The 17,540-nt window shown below is 33.9% G+C and carries 14 protein-coding genes and 1 pseudogene; 7 read left to right on the top strand and 8 right to left on the bottom strand.

Annotated elements, in window-relative coordinates; genetic code table 11:
* Nucleotides 1-37: 37 nt before the first annotated feature.
* The 5 genes from H7K77_RS06445 to H7K77_RS06425 are packed head-to-tail and all read right to left on the bottom strand — an operon-like array spanning nt 38 to nt 9,179.
* On the bottom strand, nt 38-3,022 hold the full coding sequence (locus tag H7K77_RS06445; RefSeq protein ID WP_186576908.1) for a type III restriction-modification system endonuclease: 2,985 nt from the start codon (nt 3,020-3,022) through the stop codon (nt 38-40).
* 14 nt (nt 3,023-3,036) lie between these two features.
* Nucleotides 3,037-4,911 carry a site-specific DNA-methyltransferase gene (locus H7K77_RS06440; RefSeq protein ID WP_186576907.1) on the bottom strand — a complete coding sequence of 625 codons (1,875 nt, stop codon included), beginning with the start codon at nt 4,909-4,911 and terminating at the stop codon, nt 3,037-3,039.
* Nucleotides 4,912-5,676: a DUF4391 domain-containing protein gene (locus H7K77_RS06435; RefSeq protein ID WP_186576906.1), complete on the bottom strand. Its 765-nt coding sequence runs from the start codon at nt 5,674-5,676 to the stop codon at nt 4,912-4,914.
* 8 nt (nt 5,677-5,684) lie between these two features.
* Nucleotides 5,685-8,915: a helicase-related protein gene (locus H7K77_RS06430; RefSeq protein ID WP_186576905.1), complete on the bottom strand. Its 3,231-nt coding sequence runs from the start codon at nt 8,913-8,915 to the stop codon at nt 5,685-5,687.
* A 12-nt stretch (nt 8,916-8,927) separates the two neighbouring features.
* Complete coding sequence (locus H7K77_RS06425; RefSeq protein WP_222599248.1) at nt 8,928-9,179, bottom strand: TIGR04540 family protein; 252 nt, start codon at nt 9,177-9,179, stop codon at nt 8,928-8,930.
* Between the two features lie 515 nt (nt 9,180-9,694).
* Here H7K77_RS06425 and H7K77_RS06420 point away from each other — a divergent pair.
* The 3 genes from H7K77_RS06420 (at nt 9,695) to radC (ending at nt 11,790) form a co-directional block, all read left to right on the top strand.
* Nucleotides 9,695-10,201, top strand: coding sequence for a hypothetical protein (locus H7K77_RS06420; protein ID WP_186576903.1), 507 nt, complete (start codon nt 9,695-9,697; stop codon nt 10,199-10,201).
* A gap of 25 nt (nt 10,202-10,226) precedes the next feature.
* Nucleotides 10,227-10,988 carry a hypothetical protein gene (locus tag H7K77_RS06415; protein ID WP_186576949.1) on the top strand — a complete coding sequence of 254 codons (762 nt, stop codon included), beginning with the start codon at nt 10,227-10,229 and terminating at the stop codon, nt 10,986-10,988.
* Between the two features lie 193 nt (nt 10,989-11,181).
* Entirely contained in the window at nt 11,182-11,790 is a 609-nt protein-coding gene (gene radC, locus H7K77_RS06410) for a RadC family protein (protein ID WP_235988849.1), read from the top strand.
* Between the two features lie 408 nt (nt 11,791-12,198).
* Here the strand turns inward: radC and H7K77_RS06405 are convergent, their stop codons facing one another.
* The gene (locus H7K77_RS06405) at nt 12,199-12,987 is read right to left on the bottom strand and encodes a hypothetical protein (protein WP_186576901.1); all 789 of its coding nucleotides are present in this window, start codon (nt 12,985-12,987) and stop codon (nt 12,199-12,201) included.
* Complete coding sequence (locus tag H7K77_RS06400; protein ID WP_186576900.1) at nt 12,984-13,799, bottom strand: helix-turn-helix domain-containing protein; 816 nt, start codon at nt 13,797-13,799, stop codon at nt 12,984-12,986. Before H7K77_RS06400 ends, H7K77_RS06405 begins: the two co-directional genes overlap by 4 nt.
* A gap of 96 nt (nt 13,800-13,895) precedes the next feature.
* Here H7K77_RS06400 and H7K77_RS06395 point away from each other — a divergent pair, with 96 nt between their 5' ends.
* The 3 genes and pseudogenes from H7K77_RS06395 to H7K77_RS21210 form a co-directional block, all read left to right on the top strand.
* Nucleotides 13,896-14,561, top strand: coding sequence for a helix-turn-helix domain-containing protein (locus H7K77_RS06395; protein WP_186576899.1), 666 nt, complete (start codon nt 13,896-13,898; stop codon nt 14,559-14,561).
* A gap of 71 nt (nt 14,562-14,632) precedes the next feature.
* Entirely contained in the window at nt 14,633-14,806 is a 174-nt protein-coding gene (locus H7K77_RS06390; RefSeq protein ID WP_186576898.1) for a hypothetical protein, read from the top strand.
* A gap of 37 nt (nt 14,807-14,843) precedes the next feature.
* Nucleotides 14,844-15,878 (top strand): annotated as a pseudogene (locus H7K77_RS21210) (recombinase family protein); the annotation flags it as partial.
* Between the two features lie 627 nt (nt 15,879-16,505).
* On the opposite strand, the gene rlmH reads toward H7K77_RS21210, so the two are convergent.
* Nucleotides 16,506-16,985, bottom strand: coding sequence for a 23S rRNA (pseudouridine(1915)-N(3))-methyltransferase RlmH (gene rlmH / locus H7K77_RS21205; protein ID WP_235988848.1), 480 nt, complete (start codon nt 16,983-16,985; stop codon nt 16,506-16,508).
* 127 nt (nt 16,986-17,112) lie between these two features.
* Between rlmH and H7K77_RS06380 the strand changes: the two genes are divergently transcribed.
* Nucleotides 17,113-17,472: a Lin0512 family protein gene (locus H7K77_RS06380; RefSeq protein WP_186576896.1), complete on the top strand. Its 360-nt coding sequence runs from the start codon at nt 17,113-17,115 to the stop codon at nt 17,470-17,472.
* The last annotated feature ends 68 nt before the right edge of the window (nt 17,473-17,540 follow it).

Below are 17,540 nucleotides of genomic sequence, written 5' to 3'. Positions count from 1 at the left end.
CCTAGGATGTATGAGCTAAACGCCCAAGCTATATACTTTATACATTCTCTTTCATCTGCTCATAACTATTAGCCACATCATACTTAACACCATTCTCAAGTGCAGCAAAGTGTTTACGACCGCAAGTTATTTTTCCATCCTCTCGTAATCTAAGGTCTTCTTGATCTGTGCTTCCTTTTGTTTCGATGACGAAGAATAACTTCTCAACACCATCTTTTTCAATTAGAATCGCCCAATCTGGATTATAGTTTCCTAATGGTGTATCAATGACAAATGACCCAGGCAATTTTATAAATAACTTAACATCTTCATCATTATTGAGTTTTTCAGCAAATGTTTTCTCTGTTTCAGAGTCATATTTAATATAGTTATAGACCGACTTTGAATTATCAACCTGAACAGCATTTGCTTTCATATATCCAACGAGCTCTTCATTCTCAAATAGTGATTGCTCGTAGTACTCGTGATCACCAGTTTTTTCGTACTTAATACCATCAATAATAAGTTTCCGCTTTTCACGATTTATAATTTTCATTACTGCTTCCATAAATGCTTGTGGATTCTTTTTAAAGTCCCCTAAACGTTCAGACTTTATTAATATATCCACTAGAGTTCGTCGTTTCAGATTTGTTTGTTCTTGAAGGTAGCGCAATATATCAGGTAGTCTACGTTCTTCTTCTAATGCTTCATAGACTCGCATCGTTTGACCTTCACCTGTCACCCCAGATTGTTCAACCTTTAGAAGAGCATTTTCTCTTTTTACCTTTCTTGATCTAAATGGTTCTAACTTTTTAATTGCTGAAACACTTTCACCTTTTAATCTTTTGCTATCCAAGTCAACTGAGTATGTCGTTTTAAACTTAATCTTGTCCCACAATTGTTTGAAATCATCACCAAGTAATACTTCTTTGTTCAATCCAACAGTCACTTTGTCTTTCCCATTAAATACAGGAAGTTTCTTAATCGATTTTTTGATTACTCGCTCCACTTCAACTTTAATCGGTGTAAACTCCTCTGGTACTATAAAATCTTCGCTTACTAAGTCCTGTTTAAGAGAGTCTTTCACTTTCCCTTTTTTATCAATGTACTTCTTATCTAATAGATATTTGAATAAATTCTCAGACTTCTCATAACCTAGTGTTTGTTCATTATCATTCTCATCTTTATACGTAATAGGCGCAAAGGCTTGCTGCTCAATATAGCCGAACTTGACTCCAGTTTCTTCTTCCATTTCTTTTTGAAGTGAATCAGCAAATTCCTCATATGATTCATTAGCAACAACAGTTAATATATTGTCGTTTTCGTCATATACTCGATGGCCATCTTTATTAACTGGTAACCGAAGACCTCGACCAATTTTCTGGCGCTTTGTTAGTGTGTCCTTTGTTTCTACCAACGTACAAATTTGAAATACGTTAGGGTTGTCCCATCCTTCTTTTAAAGCTGAATGAGAGAAGATAAAACGTTTTGGTTCCTCAAAACTTAGCAATCTCTCTTTATTCTTCATGATCAGCTCGAAAAAGGATTCATCATCTTTATTAGAACGAAGGGAACCATCCTTTGTCGTTCGACTATCTTTAAAATTACCCTTTTTATCCTGCGAGAAGTAACCACCATGGACATCTGCAACATTATAGTTTACAAGGTAACTATCTTCTTTAAATAACGTTTGATATTTCGGAAGCTTGATCAGACTCATGTACTCTTCTTCAAACATTTGAGCATAATCACCATGGTTCCAGGTACCATCATCGTTGTATATACGATAATTTGCAACCTTATCAATGAAAAACAAGCTAAGCACTTTGATCCCTTTATGGACTAGTTTTAACTCTTTGTCTAAATGCGTTCGGATTGTTTCACGGATTTGATATCGTTTAAGAAGACTATCATCCATCCCACCAATTACTTCGCCCAGCCCTAACACTTTTCCATTTTCAAATTCTATCGATTCATTTCCAGAGAAACAGTCGATTCCTGCTAATACATATCCCTGATATAAATCCCGTTCTCCAGATAATAAATAAAGATTTTTCTTTTTATTTGGATCTATTTGTTTTCGAACACGCTTAACCGTTCCATTTTTCTTCTTTTCGTCTAGCTCTACAGTTGCTTTATATCCGCTTTTATCGGATACACTCACTAGTTTTATATATGGATCATTATAATCATCATCTGAATTTACTGATAGCACCTCTATCTTTTTAACTAAACGTTTATCATAAGCGTCTACTGGATCCAATTTATACATCAGGTTATATGTTTCACGATGTGTTGCGGAATAACGTAATTTACATAATGGATTTAGTGAGGCTATAGCTTCCTTCGCCTTCTCTGTATTATCAACGCTTTGAGGTTCATCTATAATAACTATCGGATTTGTTTCTTGAATGAACTCAATCGGTCGCTTGCCATTCATCGTATCTCGCTCACGGTGAATTAGGTTCGCTTTCGTTTCCTTCTCAGGGTCATCAAAGCTTTTTTTGAATGCATCAATATTAATAATCATTACCTCGATGTCACTACTGGTTGCAAATTCACGAACTTTTTCAAGTTTAGAGGAATCATAGATAAAGAAATGACAATACTGCCCTGGATATAATTCATTGAAATGATCGACAGTCATTTGAAATGATTTATATACCCCTTCACGTATAGCAACACTTGGAACTACGATTACAAACTTCGAGAAACCATATTTTTTGTTTAACTCTAAAACGCTACGTGTATATACATATGTTTTCCCAGTACCAGTTTCCATCTCAACTGTAAAGTTCCAGTCTTGAATAGAACTGCTCTTTGTAAGATGGTTCTGCATTTGGATTTCCTGTATATTCTTTAATATCTCATGCTCCGAAAGTTCTAGTTTATTACCAATACCTAATTCTGTCTGTTGCTGTCCAAGAATATGGCCAGCACCAACGGAGAAGTTGGAAACTTTAACTGTTTGGCCTTCAAAGATTTCTACAATGGAGTTAACCGCATCTATTTGGTATTGTTGTTCATCAAATTTTATTTTCATTTGCGGAAACCTCCTTATATAACACGAATGTCTTCTATTTTATGACGTTTTAATATTTGTTGAGCGTTTGTTCGAACAGTATCATCTTTAAACCCTTCATCATAAAAGACAACACGAGTAGGGTTTAGCTTAGCGATTTTTTCAATGACATCCAAAGTAAGATTGCGCTCTAAGCAAATTAAAAGATATCCCATACCAACATCATAGAAAGACCTGCCCGCTATATTTTTCTGTTCAATTGGCACTGTTAAGTCTATGCCATACTTAAGTAACACTTCGTAAACAACATCATCCTGAGTACGTCCTTCTTTAACCGGATCAATCATATCCATTAAATCTTTTTCTAAATCCAATGATTCCTCATCCCATGTTCGTAGATTGGTTTCATCCAGCTTAAACACTTTAAAGCCTTTATCTAGATTATCAGTAATATTATCTTCCTCAATTATCTTATTTCCTGCTCTACGAATACGTTCTTTCCCTATATCACTAATTGTTTTATATCCAGCTTTATAAGCTTCTGATTTTACATCTGTTAACTCAGGAAGTTGAACTAATATATACCTGACATTCAAATTATTCTTGGATTGTAGTTTCATGACTGAATGAGCAGAAGTAGCAGATCCTGAGAAGAAATCCAAAATAATATCATTATCTTCACAAACTGTCTCAATTAATTGTTTAATCAAATCAACTGATTTAGGAGACTCAAAGATTTTATATTTAGTTTTAAATAGATTATATATTTCCTGTTGGCCTTTTTCCGTGTAAAAAGATTTATCATTAAAAATTGTTTTTAACATTCTTACAGCACCGTCAGCATAACTTCTACGGTAAATTTTATATAAACCATTTCTTGTTTTCCTTGCCTCGAGTAAATCTATATCCTTTGTAGCTTTAGTTCTATCCCATGTCCAACACCCTTCAAAACCATCGTCCCAGTTTGGTAATACCTCAAGAAAATCTTCTTCATGCTTCATAGATATATTTCCAGTACTTTCGTCAACATAAATAGGGTAATGTAAGTTCTTTCTATTATGTTTACCAAATTCTCGATGTGTATTTCTAAGTTCTATTAATCTATACTTTCTTCCACTTTGGTCAATTTCCTTATAATCTTTTTCTAATTGCCTATCGTCTTTCTTAACTGAAAAATATCCTTTATTAAGAAATGATTTCGAATAAACAAGAATATATTCATGGTTAGTTGCAAAAAATTTGTCTTGCGATCGTCCCTTAGGATTACATAAAGTGGTTATTTGGGCAACAAAGTTTTGTTCACCAAATACCTCGTCACATATTTTTTTTAAATTTGTAAGTTCATTATCATCAATGCTAATAAAAATAACACCGTTCTCTTTTAGTAAATTTTTGGATAATTTCAGTCTAGGATACATTAAATTTAACCAATCAGTATGATATCGACCATTTGTTTCAGCGTTTGTTTTCATGTTCTCTTCATTTTTCTTTTTATAGTTCCTAATATTGTCTTTAAAATCATCATGATAAACAAAATCATTGCCCGTATTATAAGGTGGATCAATATAAATCATTTTAACTTTATTTCGGTAAGAATTTTGTAGAATTCGCAAAACCTCTAAATTATCTCCCTCAATATAAAGATTCTGTGTTGTATCCCAATCTACACTTTCCTCCTTACACGGACGTAAAGTTCCAGTTGTTTGCTTCTGCGCAAGTTGAATGGCCTCTGTTTTACCGTTCCAGGTGAAATCGTACCGTTCTTTATCTTTCTCAACATGTTCACCCAAAGTCAACATGAACTTGTCCATATCAATTTTTCCCTCGGTAAAAATATCAGGGAATATTTCTTTCATTTTTTCAATGTTTTCTTGCACAACATCAAAAGTTTTTCCATCAAGCTTGTCCATTTAGCATAACTCCTTTATTCGATTTAATAATTGATCTTTTTCTTGTTCTTGTTTTTTTATTTTTATATGAAGTTCCATCTTTTCGCCAAAACCAAGTTGTTCCTTCTGTAATTGCTGAAGTTGATTTATATTTTTATCGGCATCATCTAAAGAATTGATTAACGGAATCAACTCTTCAGAAGATGCATTCATTTTCGGATAACTACTTATTTTTTCAATTAATGCACTCATCCTTACAGCAGAATCTATACTTTCATAAAAAGTATAAAGATTACTGTATAATAAATTATTAAAACAGATGCGCTGTAGAAAACGTTGCGCTGCTTCATCTACATTTGATAACTTAATCCGAGGTGAACAAATTGCATCTTCAACTACGGTCTTAGTCTCGTCATTATGATTTAACCGCTTATGGGCTGTACTAATACTAATATTCTCATATTCGTCAGATGCTAAAATCACAATCGGATTTGGCATAACCTTATGAAACAACTTGATCATTCGTTCATACCGCTTTATCGATTTAAACGAGATGAAAAGCCAATAAATTTCTTCGTATCGCCTATTTTCGTTAACATACTTTGGTGTTTTCAATGTGTCCTGTTTACAGATACTAAGTAAATAAATGCTTTCAATTTCGGTTGTTAACAATTCTTTTTCAGCAGTCGTTAATTGCCCTTGTTCATGAAAATGCTTTTTTGCTATCTTACGATTGAAGATTGTTTTCTGGGGCATTTGAAATAGGCTAATTAATTGATCACGCACTAACTCACCTACTTTACTATGAGATAAGAAATCAGCTCAAAGTCCTCTACTCGTTGCGTTGTGTCATAGGATAGGGATGACTCTCCTATTCTAAATAATGATGCCATTCCAATTTCCTCATTTTTTCCAATGATAAAATCTATTGCCGAAGATAGCATGGACTGGTATTTTTCCATATCAGAGTTACCATCGGTTTCCTGCTCGAAGGTATTTATTAGTTCTGGGAATACTTCGTTTTGACCAAGGCAAAGCTTCCGGTATAAATCTAATATTTGTTTACTCTTTACATGGCTAAATGAAACACGTTCATTATCATCAATATAAATTAAATAATATGGTTCTAAAGCACTTTGATCCTGTATAACCGCCTTCTGATTAATCTGACGAAGGCAAAATATGATTCCAGGATTATTATCAGATTCTGTACCACCTGATGCTATTGCATATAATCCTAATGGAGCTTTCTCAATCACCTCTCTGTGCTTTTCCATATATTCCACTAAATCCATTTTAAAATCATTTAGAGTCAGATCTGTAATTGAAAGTCCTCCTGACATTTCTTCTAAGTCAATTACTTCCTCTTGAAGTTGTTCAAGCTGCTTTCGGCGGTATTCAAGATCGTTCATTTTTTCGCCTTTGTAATCAATAACATTTTCTTCACCTGTTGCAGATATATCAACAAGTGCCATACGCCCTGTTACACGGGCTTCCAGGTTGATATACTCATCCAGTTCCATATTCGGCCAAAAATTTACTAGCTGTATTTTATCGTTCTTAGACCCAAGACGATCAATTCGTCCAAATCGTTGAATTATACGAACAGGATTCCAATGTATATCATAGTTAACAAGGTAATCACAGTCTTGTAAGTTTTGACCTTCTGAAATACAGTCAGTAGCAATTAATATATCTATTTCTTCCGTTGCATTAGGATAAAGTGCCTCTCGCCCTTTTGATTGTGGTGAAAAATGGGTTAAAACTGCATTTAGATCTTTTGTCTTAACACCTTTCATCGTGGTTTTATTGCTGCCGGAACCCGTAACTAACGCAGAATGTACATTTAAATTACTTTGTACCCAGTCGGCTATATTCTCATATAAGTAATTTGCAGTATCTGCAAATGCTGTAAAGATAATTATTTTTTTGTTCTGTCGATTAATCGGCTTTTGAATTTTGTTTTCGATGTGTCTCTTTAAATATTGTAATTTTTCATCACGGACTGGTTGAACTTTAGCCGCTTCTAATATTATTTGTTCTAAATATGTCTTATCATCTTCAAGTGCTTGTCTCCATTTAATACGATCCATATCCTGAATTAATACTTTTACCTTTGAACCTATCAGCATATCTTCAATTTCATCGTCTTCAATGTTTACATCGCTAATATTCAATGAGCTATCTGTATATTCTTTGTAATGATCTAACTTGTATATAAGATCGTCAATTCGATGAAGTAATGATGCAATAGTTTTACCAAATGAATATATGGAACTTTCCATTCGCTTTAATAGATTAACACGCATCAGGTTTATTAAACTTAGTTCACGATCTAATTGAGTTAAAACCGACTTATTACTTATTACAGTATCGTATTTCTTACTATATTCAGCCCTTTTCTCAGGTAAAAGATATCGTAATGGTGCATAAGCACTAAGATTCAATCTATTAATAGTTTTGTTTACTTCCTCCAATGGAGGAAATTCATATAGATTGTCAATCGGCGCATGTTCATTAATTGGTTTTAAACGTTTAGGGAATTTACCTATTTCTTTTAAATCATAGTACTTTTCAACGTGTTTCCGAGAACGAGCTATGGTTAATGAATCTAGGAGTTTAAAATAATCACTATTTAACATCTCTAATAATCTATCTGTATTGCGTTCTTCGTCCTCCATTTTCAGCCACTTATTAAATGCTGTTTGTGCTCTGCGTAGAGATGTTTCAATACTATGAATGCCTACATACCCCAGCGCGTCATCTTTTCCTTCTGTTATGAAGGCTACTTGGTTTTTCAAATCTTTCATTCGGTTGTTTACTGGAGTTGCTGATAACATTAGTACTTTTGTTTTTACACCTGCTTTAATTACTTTGTTCATTAATCTTTGATAGCGTGTTTCATGATCCTTCCTTGCATCGTTGTTTCGGAAGTTATGTGATTCATCGATTACAATAAGATCATAGTTACTCCAGTTGATAGTCTCTAGGTTAATATCCCCGGATATTCCATTGTAACGACTTAAATCTGTATGGTTTAGAACATCATAATTAAACCGATCAGCAGCTAAGATGTTTCTTTTATCGTTAAGTGTATAAATCGTCCAATTTTCACGTAACTTTTTCGGTGCCAATACTAATACACGATCATTTCTTAGTTCATAATACTTAATTACCGCTAAAGCTTCGAAGGTTTTACCAAGACCAACACTATCCGCAATGATACATCCATTATGTTTTTCTAGCTTATCGATTGCACCAAGTACTCCATCTCTTTGAAATTTATATAGTTTGTTCCATACAACTGTTTCGTGAAAACCAGTTTTTGATTTTACTATTATATCTTCATCGAGCTCATCCAAGTAGTCTCTAAATATATGGTAGAGAGTAACAAAATAAATAAATTCAGGATTATGGTCTTGGAATAGAACTTCTAGTTGATTAAGTAATTCCTCTTTTACATCTTCAAGTTGGTGCTTATCATTCCAATATGTATCAAACCATTTAATGTATTGCTCAGACATTGTTTTTTCATCTGTGTACGTAGTAAGAGCTGGTTCATGTGAATAAGTAAACCCTAGACTACTACTCCGAAAATTAGAACTTCCAAACATGGTAAATGAATCATGTCTTGGATTCTGAACATTAATCATATTCATAGTTGGAACTGAAGTTTTAAATGATTTTATTTCGACTTTTTCGAGGATCCACTGAGCACACTCTTTAGCAATCTTACTCTGAGTTAGAAGACTTCTAAATCCTGCTTCATCTTCAAATCCCGAAAGTCCTCGTTCCCTTTCTAGTTGATTAGTATTTTGTTTAGTATCATGGGGTTTTTCTGTAAAGGAAGGCTCAGTAAATAGAAACTTTACGTGATCTACTTTAGATAATTCCTTTTTTAATGCATTAAAGGCATAGATTGTAAAGTAAGCAGACATGATTGATAACTTTGCGTCAGACCTAATATTTTCTTTAATAGTTTCACCAATTGATCCCATTTTCTTATTATCAAGTAGCTTTTGCATGATTATATCCCCTTAGAGTATATTTTTATCTTCTATACTATCAATTTCACTAAGTATATTAGTTACAATATTTAACCTTCTTTTTCCACACTGTTGAAGAATAATTGTGGTATATTTACCGTTTTTCATAAACTTGTCACTGTTGGTCTTATGCAACTGGTGAATTAATTCAGTCATCTGGTTCTCATTTATCTTATCTTCCCAGTAATTATCTATTATTTGATTAATAGTGGATGCTAGATCCCTTTGTGTTCTTTGATACAACTTAACTTCCACTTTGAAGTTCACCTACTCTTACTTTTTTTATACTTTATTTTTATTTTATAGGTAGTCCAATAGTTGCACAATAGATATTGAGAAAATTGCATATATTTTCTCGAAGCACCTGCATTCATATATGAAAGGGGGTACCCATCCGTTTCATGCCCCACCCCTTTACATAAACCGTTGTTTATTCATTTGGATACATAACGTTTTTTTTGCGTTACAGAAACAACATGAGTGGTGAGAGGAGCGCACTATGAAAGGAGGAATGAAGTTTGAACAACTCATTGGTCAAGATTCTAATTGAAGCTAAGAGCTAAACAAATGGATCCCTGCAAAGTTCCTAGTGAAGTACGACATTCAAAAGGTTAAGCTATCAGAACTTGAGGATGATGAACTCATTCTGACTATGAAAAACAAGTCAGGGGGATTGGTATTGAAATTAACACTCAAAGGTTATCACCACTTCAATAAAAAATTATGATTATCCAATAACATTTAGGAGGAATTTATTTATGCAAAAGGACTTATGGCTTGATCATGAATTGATTAATGGGAAAGGAGTTTTTATCCCAGAGATTAAAACAATCTATCAATCTTTATTAAATGAAAGAGAAAGAATTCAAGATGAAATAGTCGATTCCATTGAATGTAATGACTATGTAAAGCTATCTCAATTACTAGCTAGCAGAAGTAGGATCCAAACAGCTCTATTAGAAGTAGAGGCATTACATGAAGATGTTTTGAAAAACAATATTTCTACTAAAGAGCGAGTTTCTTATGTACTAACCAATGTTGCTGAATCACTGGAATCAAAAGGAGAAGATGAACTGTTAAACGTAATTAAGAGCTTAGAAAAAATGAATCAATCTACACATAGCTTGGTGGCTAAGTCATTAGATTTCTCATCTATAGCAATTAGCAAAGGCAATCAATTTAATCATAAAGCAGGAAAGTTTCTTGTGAAGAAAACGTCAAATGGACTATCCAAGCTTGCAGATGCAATTAATAAAAAGTCTTAATCTATTGAAAGGAGGTGAGAAACATATGAAATCCGGTATGCAATCCCAAAGGAACAATTTAGTACCATTCTCTAATAATGAACCTGAAATAGTTTCACTACCTAATATTGTCGTATCCACTGTCGAATCAAAACAACGTGTTGAAGAACTACAATCATTTGTTAAAGAAGTGATGGTGAAAGGTGTTGATTATGGTTTAGTAGATGGATTTTCTAAGCCGACATTACTAAAACCAGGAGCTGAAAAGCTTTGTGAAGTATTTGGGTTCTCTAAAACAGCAGATGTCGTCAATCGTATCGAGCAATGGGAGTCTGGAATCTTTGCTTATGAAGTTAAGATGAAGCTAATACGTAAAGACAATGGACTCGTTGAAGCTGAAGGCCTAGGTTCATGCAACAGCAAGGAATCATCTTTTCAACAACAAGATCCTTATACCATCATCAACACCGTATTGAAGATGGCCAAAAAGAGAGCATTAATAGATGCAGTTCTATCTGCAACACGTTCAAGTGGTATGTTCACACAAGACATTGAAGATTTTCCTACACCTAAAACAAACATTACTAAAGGAGGTCGTGAGCAAGTATCAAAAGCTCAACTACAGAAGATTTTCCATATCGTCAATGAAATGGACATGCCAACAGATGTTGCAAAGGAAATGATGAAGATGACTTTTGGTATTGAGCGTAGTACACAGTTAACAAAGAAACAAGCATCGGATTTTATTCAAGACTTAGTGATGTTAAAGGAGGTGAGGATGATGGATGATCAAAACAATATTAAGTGAAAGCACATCGACTGCAAATGCAATCCATGTGCTTTTTTAATGCAAAAAAATAGATGAGCTCATCGGCATATGAACTCATCTAAGTTAAGTATTCAACAACAGTATATAGTATCAGAAGTTATCACTCAATTAGGAGGGACGCATATCGTCTCTCCTTTTTTATTTCAATCAAACAATAATGGAGGAATTTATAATGAACAATTCAATTGATAAAATCACTTTTAGAAATCTATTAGCAACAACAACACGTGAAAAGGAAGATAGTTATGTAGTGAATCAGATTTTCAGCCGCTATCCATCTATTCAGGAATTGTTGGATGTAACAGAGGAAGAGTTATTACAAATCAAAGGTATTGGGAAAGTAAAAGCTAAACAAATTATCGCTGCACTTCAACTTGCACGCATGAATCCGTGTCCAGTTGAACAACGATTTACGATACGTTCCCCTCAAGATGCTTATGATTACTTAAAAGACATGCAGTACCTTGATAGGGAATACTTTGTCGTGCTTGGCTTAAATACCAAAAATGAAGTGTTGTTTCGTGAAACTGTCTTTATTGGTTCACTTAATGCTTCAATTGTACATCCTAGAGAGACATTTAAACTTTTAATTCGCCGTAGTTGTGCAAGTGCTATCATTGCACATAACCACCCAAGTGGGCAAACAACCCCTAGTCAGGAAGACATAACTGTTACCAAACGATTGGTTGAGACAGGAAACATAACTGGCATAAGTATTCTCGATCACTTGATTATCGGACATGAAAAGTATGTGAGCTTAAAAGAAAAAGGATATCTATAAAAAAATATTTTTTAGTAAAGTCAGTGAAGGTGCTAGAAATAGCGCCAACACTGACTTTTTCTTGAAATTATCAAATTATGGGCTAAAGTAAACCAAAATCAAATCCTTCTTGTTAAGTACCACCGTTAAATCACGGTATAACCCTTGGTACAAAGGAATTTTTAATATATACATATAAATCTTATAATCTACAAAATAACCTAATAATCACAATCACTTTGTATATATCCGTATAAAGCTGTAATTGTAACATTGAATTTGTAAATTTTAGATCTTTAGATCTTTAGATCTGTATAACTTATTTTGTAGTAGTTTACTATAATATATATCTAACAACACTCTATCATTACCTGAGAATATGTATGTGTACATTGACTATATATCCTTTGCTACAACTACATTTATGTGTTATGCAGTTCGTTTGGATAGTAGGTTAATAATCGTTCTCTCATTACCTTGTTCTGCATGACGTTTATACATTCCAATACCTATATTTCTAGAACCATCAAGCAATCCTTTATTACGTATAAGATGGATATAACTTAGAAACATATTATCTACATCCTTTGTATCATCATTAGTGCAAAACACCATATGACATATATCGTGTTGCCCCGTAACTGTTGTTTTACTTATTTCTGAAAGAAGGGCTTGCTCTGTTACCTGTTGTTCAGTAGCTGCTTGTGTAGACACTATCATCGTGCCACCAACATCATAGGGAACTGCTTCTATCTTTTCTACACACGGAAGCTGGCAATTAAAAAAGATTGAATCCTTACTTAGACTGTCTTCAACCCTAACTTGAATATCTGTCTTAGGATAGCGCTTAGTCCCCTTACTCAGCCATATTTGTGCATTATTTATAATGTTGTCATCAGAAATTACCCACCTATTCAACCCGTCAAAAATAGTCTTAAGTACTCTTTCTAGTTGGATTTGACTAGGCAGTTGTCGTGTTGTAACCTCTATTTCAACATTTATTGGATTATGAAATGGATTTAATGATTCCCTTCTCAAAGCAGTTCTTGCTTCTTTCATAATCAATTGTTGAAAAAACATCATTGAGTGATTTTGAATTAACTTATTTTGAATTTGAGGTCTTACTTTTGCTTTTGGTTTATCATAAATTTGAATAATTAAATTCTGTCCAATTTCAGATGCAGTAACTTTAGGTAGGTTGGTAGATTTATTTATCATAATGCAATTTTCCCTCCTGTGCGATCTATTGCATTTTGCAACTTAAGGCTTGGTACACAGTCCATTCTGATTACTTTAATTACCTTATCAGTAGGTAAGATATTTATTTTTGTTGCATCTCCAACAAATTGTTGTTCTTTATAGAATGAATTATTGTTTATACGATAAACCGTTTCTACTTCAGAAGCATACCCCTGTTTTATGAACCATTTTACGGAACGTTCGATGTCATTCTTAGAACAACCTAATGTATAACTCAAAAGGTCACTAATATATATCGAACTGTTTACTATACGGATAGCATCAGGATCAACGCCTCCAAATTCATCTATCCAATGAAATAGATATAACTGCCCAAATATCCTTATTTTACGGTCACTCCACAATGTTTTGTCTCTTAATATTGAACCGCTCATTACTTCCACAGGTAACTCAACATAACCATTTAGGGAATCCTTCATATCAAAACGATTTCTAAAAATACTCTCATTCGAATAATATTTCTTGTTGACGTTATCGTAGTCGGGAGTAACAAGAATACGATACAGATTACTCTGATATGATCTCTTTAACTTTTGTATAAAATAGTTATTACATAGCCACTCAATCGCTTTTCTTGTATGGTACTCCGATAAATTAACTTCTTTTGCAATAGTGTTAATGCCCATAAAACATTCACCATTCGGTTTGGCACCCGCTACCCTACACATAAGCAGATATACCCGTAATTGATTCTCTTTAAGCTCCGGAAAGATATTGGTAAAAACTGTTCTATCAACAAAAAATGTATGATTTGACAATTTGTATGTCATAATTAAATGCCCACCTCATTAAGACTAATATTATTGTCTTAATACTATCAAACTGATATAATAGTGTAAAGAACAAATAATGAAGGAGGACTTACCATGGTATATAAAATTACTTCTGTTGAATATAACATTTTAAAAAACAGTAGCCTTGGCGAACGTATTCGTTTAATTAGAAAAAAGCTTATGGATGAAGTAGACCATGAATTTTACACAACTAAATCCATATCTAATAGAACTGGAATTGCATCACAGACAATTACATCCATCGAAAGAGGTGAATCAAGAAAGCCATCTTTTAATGTGATACATGCATTATCCAAAGAATTTCATGTAGAAATGCAAGTATTTACCGATGAATTCTATCAAGCAGATGAATTCCTATTTTCAGTTGGCCCTCAAAATGATGTTATAGACATTTCGGATATTGATTTAGATGAAGTTGAAAGTCTGGTGATAGGAGAGAGAGAATACTTTATCAAAGATATGGACAACGGTGAAAAAACTTGGAATCACCGGCGGAGGGTCTCGTTTATAGTTCATGAAGATATGTCTGATAACGAAAAGAAGGTACTTTACCACTTCGATAAACCAATGACAGAGATTGAATTAACTAGAGTACTTAGTCAATTAATTCAATCTGTTGAGCTATCTCCTGAAAGCTTATCTTCCTCTGAATGGAATGAAGCAATAAAGAGATCACCGTTATCAGAAGCGCATCAGATCATATCAAGACCTTACAGTGGTTTACCTGGTACTGAGTAAATCTAAATTGGATGTATATGTACTATTTTAATTATTGTATTTAAAATTAATGCTGAGAAGAGGGATATCCATTGGAAGATGAATTACGTTTATCATTAGAAAAGATAAAGGAAGAAGGACTACATAACTTAATAGATTGTTTAAACAATGAGTCTGAAAAGCGAGAGCGTTTTATAAATCAACTTGCACTTATACTGAATAATAATCTTGAACCAGATTTAAAGAACCCGAAACAAGGAACATAAATAAAACTTGCTTAGTCAAATTTAAGGAGGAATCTTAATGCTAAAAGGAGTAATCTACGCACGAGTAAGTATAGAGGAACAAGCAACAGAAGGATACAGTATAGAGGCGCAAAAGCAGCTTCTCTATGACTATGCCAAGCAACGTGACATTCAAATTATTGATGAATATATTGATGAAGGACGTAGTGGAAAGAGTATTGAGGGTAGACCACAAATGCAGCGACTACTGAAAGAGTCAAAAAATGGTGAATTTGATACTGTTATCACATATAAATTAGACCGATTGGCACGTAAAACTAGAGATTCACTTGAGATTGTCGAAACTCTTGAAAAACACAATGTTCAGTTAATGAGTTATTCGGAAAGCATCGACACAACCACACCTGGTGGTAAGATGTTCTATACTGTTATGAGCTCTGTTGCTGAAATGGAACGTGCAACGATAATTGATCGTGTAAAGATGGGAATGAATCAACGAGCTAATCAAGGAATGTGGAATGGTGGAATAGTGCTTGGTTATGATGTGATTAACAAAGAATTAATCATCAATGAAGTTGAAGCAAACATTGTAAAAGAGATATTTATCCTAGCAAGTAAAGGACATGGCTATAAGAAAATTGCCTATGAAATGAACAAGCTTGGTTATAAAACAAAAAAGAAGAAGGATTTTTCTATCGCAACCATTAAAGGTATCTTAGAGAATCCATTATACATTGGGAAAATTCGTTATAATCAGCATGAGAATTGGTCAGAGAAAAGACGGAAGGGTAAAAATAATAATCCCATCATTAAAGATGGCATACACTCACCAATAATCGAAATGGAGCTTTGGAATCAAGTGCAACAAAAATTGAAAACACGCTCCTTCCGTCCTGCACAATCTTCAAAGCCATATTTCTTAGGGCGCCTACTTCGCTGTCCTGAATGCGGATATGGAATGACTGCGGCAAAATCTAGAGGGAAAAATGGAAAGCAATATAGACTTTATCAATGCGGTCAATATAAAAACAAAGGTAGAACTGCATGCCAAGCTCATACTATTAATGCTGATAAAGCTGAACAGCATATTATTGACGAATTAAAGCGTATTGTGACAATTCCTTACTTTATTGACAAACTAGTAGAAAAAATGAACGCTGAACGATTAAATGCTGAATCACCGTTACTTAACGAGCAAAAGCGATTGTTTAAAAATAAAAGAAAGATTGAAAAACAGTTAGATAATCTAGTGACATTACTTATGGATGATCCTGATCTAAAGGATATTTATAGTAAGAAAATGCTAGAACAGAAAAAACTACTGGTAACCATTGAGAGTCAAATAGAGAAAGTTGAAATAGAGCTACAAACCATCAGTAAAGATCCCATCGACGCTGAAGCTCTTTCTCATCTTCTTAAAAACATTGATATGCTACTGGATAAAGCAGATGCCACAGAAAAGAAGGAGCTACTTGCACTCTTTATAAAGGATATCCAAATAACCAAGGAAAAGGTATCCCACAAAGAAGGGCGACAAATCAAGAGCATCAATTTGATGTTTGATTTCACCATTGAGGCTTTACAAGGTAGCTCTAGTATATTAATTAATAAAATGTCTGAAATAAACTGCATTGCTCCGCTAGATACAACCTTCATGGAAGAGCCATCTTCAAGGGAGGAAAACTTTAGGGAAGCCTTATCTTCCCTTAATATTTTACCCTTATTTATGATACGGTTCCCCCCTATTAATCCGAAACGCCCGATAAACCTGCTCCAACAACACCAACCTCATCAACTGATGTGGGAATGTCATCTTAGAAAAAGACAATGCGAAGTCACTCCGCTTCTGTACTGCATCACTTAATCCTAATGATCCACCAATAACTAGAGCAATTTTGCTTTTGCCATGTGTCGCCAATTGGTCTAATTTTTCGGCAAACTTTTCAGAGGAAAGCATCTGTCCGTTTATTTCCAGGGAAATAACGTAGGCATCTGTGGCGATTTTTGTCAGAATTTTATCACCTTCTTTTCGCTTAACCTCCTCCATTTCCGCTTGACTCATATTTTCTGGTGCCTTTTCATCAGGTACTTCTATAATCTCTATAGTGGCATACGCCCCTAACCGCTTCGTATATTCTTGTATCCCTTGCTTTAGATATTTCTCTTTTAGTTTTCCGACAGTCACAATTGATATTTTCATAATGAACCCTCTCTTAATTACAACTAGTTTTTATAAAATTGTCATATCGCATAATTGATTTACCTCATATTTTATCTTAACCTAGAAAGAGATACAAAAACACTATGTTTATCCTAGGAGGGTAATGATGGAACGGATTATATTTATCGAAACTGGAACGGGAATAGATGTACATGGACAGGATATTACAAAGGCAGCTGTTCGAGCTGTGGAAAATGCTATCCATTACAATTCAATGCCGGGTATCAAAAATTATTTACCAGAACAATCCCTACATAATATGATAGTAAATGTGAAGCTAGCTGTTCCGATGGACAAAGAAAAGTTAGACATCGAACGCATTAAACAAGAAATTCCTTATGGTACCGTCAATGTAGAAGTTATGGATGGTGGCATGGCTACAACAAGTGGAATTGTATTAGAGGACAAAGATGACAAGAATGACTTAATGTATATTGTTAATGCTTCCGTTGAGGTTGGTTACTAAAGAGGAGGACTCAGTTCCTTCTCTTTTTGTTTCAATAAAATTATCATAGGTTGTCTCACTACCTGCAT

Origin of the sequence: Aquibacillus kalidii (genome assembly GCF_014280935.1) — a bacterium.
GTDB lineage: Bacteria > Bacillota > Bacilli > Bacillales > Amphibacillaceae > Aquibacillus_D > Aquibacillus_D kalidii.
The sequence above is the reverse complement of the archived record's forward strand: the minus strand, read 5'-3'. Positions and strand labels throughout refer to the sequence as shown.

Excerpts from the sequence above, each read along its gene's own strand:
- H7K77_RS06405 (WP_186576901.1), bottom strand. The coding sequence starts at position 12,987 with ATGATAAATAAATCTACCAACCTACCTAAAGTTACTGCATCTGAAATT.
- H7K77_RS06440 (WP_186576907.1), bottom strand. The coding sequence starts at position 4,911 with ATGGACAAGCTTGATGGAAAAACTTTTGATGTTGTGCAAGAAAACATT.
- H7K77_RS06445 (WP_186576908.1), bottom strand. The coding sequence starts at position 3,022 with ATGAAAATAAAATTTGATGAACAACAATACCAAATAGATGCGGTTAAC.
- H7K77_RS06415 (WP_186576949.1), top strand. The coding sequence starts at position 10,227 with ATGAAATCCGGTATGCAATCCCAAAGGAACAATTTAGTACCATTCTCT.
- H7K77_RS06400 (WP_186576900.1), bottom strand. The coding sequence starts at position 13,799 with ATGACATACAAATTGTCAAATCATACATTTTTTGTTGATAGAACAGTT.
- H7K77_RS06380 (WP_186576896.1), top strand. The coding sequence starts at position 17,113 with ATGGAACGGATTATATTTATCGAAACTGGAACGGGAATAGATGTACAT.
- H7K77_RS06395 (WP_186576899.1), top strand. The coding sequence starts at position 13,896 with ATGGTATATAAAATTACTTCTGTTGAATATAACATTTTAAAAAACAGT.
- radC (WP_235988849.1), top strand. The coding sequence starts at position 11,182 with ATGAACAATTCAATTGATAAAATCACTTTTAGAAATCTATTAGCAACA.
- H7K77_RS06430 (WP_186576905.1), bottom strand. The coding sequence starts at position 8,915 with ATGCAAAAGCTACTTGATAATAAGAAAATGGGATCAATTGGTGAAACT.
- H7K77_RS06420 (WP_186576903.1), top strand. The coding sequence starts at position 9,695 with ATGCAAAAGGACTTATGGCTTGATCATGAATTGATTAATGGGAAAGGA.
- rlmH (WP_235988848.1), bottom strand. The coding sequence starts at position 16,985 with ATGAAAATATCAATTGTGACTGTCGGAAAACTAAAAGAGAAATATCTA.